Raw genomic sequence first — 4,983 nt, forward strand, 5'->3', positions numbered from 1 at the left:
CCTCAAAATCAGGAAACAACTAGCCACACAAGGCATGGACTGCGGAGCCCACACCATCCACGCCCACCTAAACATGGAAAACAAACCCAGCCCAACCACCATATGGCGGATCCTGAAAAAAGCAGGACTCATCACCCCCGAACCGCAAAAACGCCCGAAAAACTCCTATACACGCTTCCAGGCTGAACTACCCAACGGGACCTGGCAGTCAGACTTCACACACTGGCCCCTTGCCGATAAAACCGACACGGAAATCATTTCCTGGCTTGATGACCACTCCCGCTACCTCCTCCACATCAGCGCACACCCACGCGTTACCGGCACCACGGTCACCACCACTTTCACCCAAACAGCCCTACGTTATGGCCTACCCGCCTCAACCCTCACCGATAACGGCATGGTCTACACAACCCGCCTAGCAGCCGGAAACAAAAACAAGAGCTACCAACCCAACGCCTTCGAACAACTCCTAGCCGACTATTCCATCATCCAGAAAAACGGTCGTCCTGGACATCCCACCACCCAAGGGAAAATCGAAAGATTCCACCAAACCCTCAAAAAATGGTTACGAGCCCAACCCCAAGCAACCACCGTGGACGAACTCAACACACTCGTGAAAGAATTCCAGGACCTCTACAACACGCACCGCCCCCACCGCTCCCTAGCCAATAAAACACCACACGAGGCCTACCACGCCCGTCCTAAAGACGGTCCCACCATGTCCTACCAAGACCAGGACTGGAGAGTGCGTATCGACAAAATAGACACCTCCGGCACCATAACCTTGCGTTACGCCGGCAAACTACGCCATTTAGGAATCGGGCGAGCCTACCAAGGCCAGGCCGTCATAGCCCTCACCCACGGCCCCAACGCCTTGATCATCAACCGAGCCAGCGGGGAAATAATCGCCGAGTTCACCATCGACCCGACCCGGGATTACCAAAAGAAAAACACAAAGAAAACGGACACATGACGCGAAACATACCCGGACATATGACGTGAGACATCCAACCCAAAAACACGAAAAATCCCGCGTCACAGGCGGACCTATGACGCGGGACATCACAATGGTAGGCCCCGTGGGATTCGAACCCACAACCCTTGGTTTACCTGGCTCACCCCACCCTTTTTAAAATAATGCGACATTTTCAAACCGTTCGCTAAAGGTGAACTATAAGGCGGAGAAAAGTTCGGCCTTTCCGTCTAGCCGTTGAGGCGAAACTGAAAAATGTACGCATGAACAAACTTAACAAATGGAACGTTCCCGCAGGATGGGAAGAAGCACTTTGCGATTGGGGAAAGACTCAAACTCTCGCAGGGCACCGCGAAAGTTCTCGCGCGTACCGCACCGCAACCCTGAGAAGCTTCGCAAGAACGGTTGATAAGCCGCCGAACGACGTCACCGAAAAAGACGTGATCGACTGGGCGAGCAATAAAGAAATATCCCCCGAAACCCGGCACGGTTATTACATCGCGGTAAGAGCGTTCTTCGACTGGTTCTCAGAAGGCGATAATCCAGCAAAAGTGCTGCGCCCGGTGCACCGATTACGAGCCGCAGCACGGCCAACGCCCGAAGCCGTGTATGAGGATGCACTCGACGGTGCGCCTCCCCGAACCCAACTCATTCTCCGCCTCGCAGGCGAGGTCGGACTAAGGGCCAACGAAATTGCCCAGATAAGAAAAGAACACCTCGGAAAAGACCTCCTTGGATACTGCCTCCAAGTGTGCGGCAAAGGAGGAAAAACCCGGACGGTTCCCCTTCCCACAGATATCTATCTAGAGATGGAAGAAAGGCTCATCATGACCGGAACCTGGCTATTCCCAGGAAGCAAGGAGGGCCACCTCTCGGCAGCGTGGGTCGGAAGACTCGCACGCCGGGAACTCCGAGACGGATGGACTCTCCACACCCTTCGACACCGATTCGCGACCCGCGCATACATTGAGGGACACGACCTCATGGCCGTGAAAGACCTCCTCGGGCACGAATCCGTAGCAACAACCCAACGCTACGTGCGCTCCGACGCCCAGGCAATGCGAGCTGCGATGCTCGGCGCACGCCAAGAACGGTACAAAAGTTTTGGCCCGCTGCCAGCGGATACAGCCACGCCAGCCAATACGGCAATGCCAGCAACGCCAGCCCACATCCCCGGACTATAGAAAGAAGACCCCCATGATCATTGCTATCTGTAACCAGAAAGGCGGCGTTGGTAAAACGACGATTGCCACTAATCTCGCGCACCGCATCGCCCGCACCTCCGGTTCCCGCGTGTTGCTGGTGGACGCTGACCCGCAAGGCTCGGCAACCACCACGCTCGGCATCGAAGTAGACACCGCCACGCTCACCCTCAATGACGCGCTCGCCGCGACGGCCGCCGGCGCACCGCCAGAAACGGCACGCCAAGCCATACTGGCTGTACCTGCCTGGGGTATTGATCTCCTCCCTGCTGACCGGGCGCTCTGGGATCGGGAAAATGACACGGCACTCGGGCGCGAATACCGGCTCAAGGCCATTCTTGATCCCCTGCGCAATACCTACGAGATGCTCGTCGTGGACTGCCCACCAAGCTTGGGGATGCTGACCACCGGCGCATTGGTCGCGGCCGATGTGGCATTGATCGTGACCACGGCACGCGAAACCGCATGTGATGGCGTCGCGGAAATGGTCACAACGATCGCCACCATCAAAAACCTATACAACCCGGCTCTTGAGCTGGCTGGCATCCTCGTGAACTCCTACCAACAAGGACGATTGGACACGAAGCGTTGGCTCACCGAGCTAGAAGCAACCTACGGAGACTACCTACTCGCGCGCTATATGCCGGCCAGGGAAGCATTCCCCCACACCGCAACCAACCACGTGCCCATCGGCGACGCCGATCCCTTGATCGAGGAAGCATTCAAGACCCTACAAGCCACACTTGCCGGCAATGACGCATTGGCTGGCATGGCCGTATCTGCTGGCAATGCCAGCCGCGCCAGCGATGCCAGCAACGCCCTGTAAAGGAGACTGCCATGAAAATGACGAAGAAAACCTTGCTCCGCCTGCTAGCCAACCCTCACGACATCAACTTCCGGAACATGATCGCAAACGACACCGTGACGCTCTGGCACGCAGCAGCATCAAACGCCAGCCTGCTCGAAATGCGCCTGGACTCCGACCCCTGGAGAATGCCAGGTAACCATGTCATCAAACACGGCAGCGACCAGCAGCTCGTTGATCTGTACTTCACGCTCAACGAAACCTACGCCCAACTCGAACGGACGATCAAACACCTCGACAAGATCAAAGACACCCACGAAACAACCACAGGAACGGAAGAACGATGAAAAAGCCAGATACCGCCGCTATGCAAACCCTGAAAAAAGCTCCCATCGCGAACCCTATTGTTGCGGGTGGAGAGGATAACATCCTCGCTGGCACCGCTGGCACCGCTGGCACCGCTGGCACCGCTGGCACCGCTGGCACCGCTGGCACCGCTGGCACCGCTGGCACCGCTGGCACCGCTGGCAGCGAACAGCCCGCGAAAATCACCATCCGCCTCCCCCGCGAAGACGCTGACCGCATCCGGGGTGCATGGCTCGCCGATTGCGCCACCGGCAACCGTATCTCCCTCTCCCAATGGATAACCACCGTACTCAATACGCACGTGGACACTTACGCGAATGTCACGCCGGTTGTCGCGGGCGCGGCACCTAAAGGCAACATCTAAAACCAACAAACCCACGACTCTGGAAAGGAAGAACACCATGTACTACCTCGATGCATCCTCAAAACTAACCACCCACGATGTGCGCTACGCAGTCCGCCAAGCCGTGATCAAAGCCGGGCTAGAAAGCCTGGAAAAGCAAGGGTTGAACGAGACCGACTACGACATGGACGAGGTAATAGGGAAGCTCACGAGCGACGCCGACACTGTTTTCGAGGCGTGGACCACCCGTATTATTACCGCCGCGCGCGAAGACCTAGCAGGCCAAATGCTTTCTCGTCTTTCCCGCAAGAGCGAGGAATACGACCGCGAAGCGGGTGCTGCCTACGAAGACTATGAGGAAACCCAAGACGAAAAAGACGAGGCTTACGCGGAGTGCCTACACCTGCGGGGCATGGATCTCGCTTGCGAGAAACACCAGACCTACATCCGCGAAATCCTTGCTAAAACCCCAACCTTGGCGGACCTGACCATCCCAGATGACCAGCCAAGCAACAACGCCACGGTGGAGGAGGGGGAATAGATGGAACCCACACCTGAAGCGATTATCACGGCCACGCGTGAGCACTTCGCAAAACAAATGATTGATCTTCTCCTCCGTAAAGGTCGGGAATACGACAAAGAAGCACACGATGCTTACGAAGCATACGAAGAAGCCCAACAAGAGCAAGAGTTCGCTTACGAACACGACAATCACGAGCTGGCATGGGAAGCCTGGCAGAACTCACGCGAATCCTACGCAACCTACCAGCACGCACGGGGCATGGACCTCGCCTGCGAAAAGCACCGTATCTATATCCGAGAATTCCTCGACGAAGTACCTTCCCTGGCCGAAATTGGCCTCTCAGATGCACAGCCGGCCGAAGCTACCCCGGTGGAGGTGAGTGAGTAATGCAGCCCGAAGAAAACCATGCAGGCAATGAGACATCTGTTGTATCTGCTGGCAATGCTAGCAATGCCAGCCATGCTGGCATGGATCGCAATGCCGGCTGGGACATGCTCGCCAGCTTCATGACCCGCATGAAACAGCACGAAAAAGATGGAACCTGGCGCAGCTACAGGCCAGGCGAACCTGAAACAGAGGATGAGTGATGCAGTTATCTAAGGCTGATACCGCGCGGTTGGAAGCCGCCGCGAGCATGGCCCTCGCCGCACCAATCACAATCAACCTAGATAGTGGCCAAACCGCTGTCGTTTCGCCGGGCGGGCATATCCGTATTGACGGCCAGGAATGGAGTCCGGAAGTATCGTCCGTGCCAGCCGTGCCAGCCGTGCC

At 56.9% G+C, this 4,983-nt stretch carries 9 protein-coding genes; all 9 read left to right on the plus strand.

Annotation, left to right across the window (positions count from 1 at the left end; all coding sequences use genetic code 11):
- Positions 1–973, plus strand: a 973-nt coding sequence (locus HMPREF9237_RS02820; RefSeq protein WP_016442214.1) for an integrase core domain-containing protein, incomplete at its 5' end; no start/stop codon positions are given.
- Between the two features lie 263 nt (positions 974–1,236).
- Positions 1,237–2,157 carry a tyrosine-type recombinase/integrase gene (locus tag HMPREF9237_RS02825; protein WP_016442215.1) on the plus strand — a complete coding sequence of 307 codons (921 nt, stop codon included), beginning with the start codon at positions 1,237–1,239 and terminating at the stop codon, positions 2,155–2,157.
- Positions 2,158–2,170: 13 nt separating this feature from the next.
- Positions 2,171–3,001, plus strand: coding sequence for a ParA family protein (locus tag HMPREF9237_RS02830; RefSeq protein WP_016442216.1), 831 nt, complete (start codon positions 2,171–2,173; stop codon positions 2,999–3,001).
- Positions 3,002–3,012: 11 nt separating this feature from the next.
- Positions 3,013–3,327 carry a hypothetical protein gene (locus tag HMPREF9237_RS09445; protein WP_016442217.1) on the plus strand — a complete coding sequence of 105 codons (315 nt, stop codon included), beginning with the start codon at positions 3,013–3,015 and terminating at the stop codon, positions 3,325–3,327.
- Positions 3,324–3,710, plus strand: a complete 387-nt coding sequence (locus HMPREF9237_RS09585; RefSeq protein WP_016442218.1) for a hypothetical protein — start codon at positions 3,324–3,326, stop codon at positions 3,708–3,710. The genes HMPREF9237_RS09445 and HMPREF9237_RS09585 overlap by 4 nt, the downstream gene beginning before the upstream one ends.
- 37 nt (positions 3,711–3,747) lie before the next feature.
- A complete protein-coding gene (locus HMPREF9237_RS02845) occupies positions 3,748–4,230 on the plus strand; it encodes a hypothetical protein (RefSeq protein WP_016442219.1) in 483 nt (160 codons plus the stop codon).
- The gene (locus HMPREF9237_RS02850) at positions 4,231–4,599 is read left to right on the plus strand and encodes a hypothetical protein (protein WP_016442220.1); all 369 of its coding nucleotides are present in this window, start codon (positions 4,231–4,233) and stop codon (positions 4,597–4,599) included.
- The gene (locus HMPREF9237_RS02855) at positions 4,599–4,799 is read left to right on the plus strand and encodes a hypothetical protein (protein ID WP_016442221.1); all 201 of its coding nucleotides are present in this window, start codon (positions 4,599–4,601) and stop codon (positions 4,797–4,799) included. Before HMPREF9237_RS02850 ends, HMPREF9237_RS02855 begins: the two co-directional genes overlap by 1 nt.
- The coding region (locus tag HMPREF9237_RS09590; protein WP_016442222.1) for a hypothetical protein at positions 4,799–4,983 on the plus strand (185 nt) is incomplete at its 3' end. The genes HMPREF9237_RS02855 and HMPREF9237_RS09590, both read left to right, overlap by 1 nt.

It is taken from the genome of Actinotignum schaalii FB123-CNA-2, from assembly GCF_000411135.1.
In the GTDB taxonomy this organism is placed as follows: Bacteria; Actinomycetota; Actinomycetes; order Actinomycetales; family Actinomycetaceae; genus Actinotignum; species Actinotignum schaalii_A.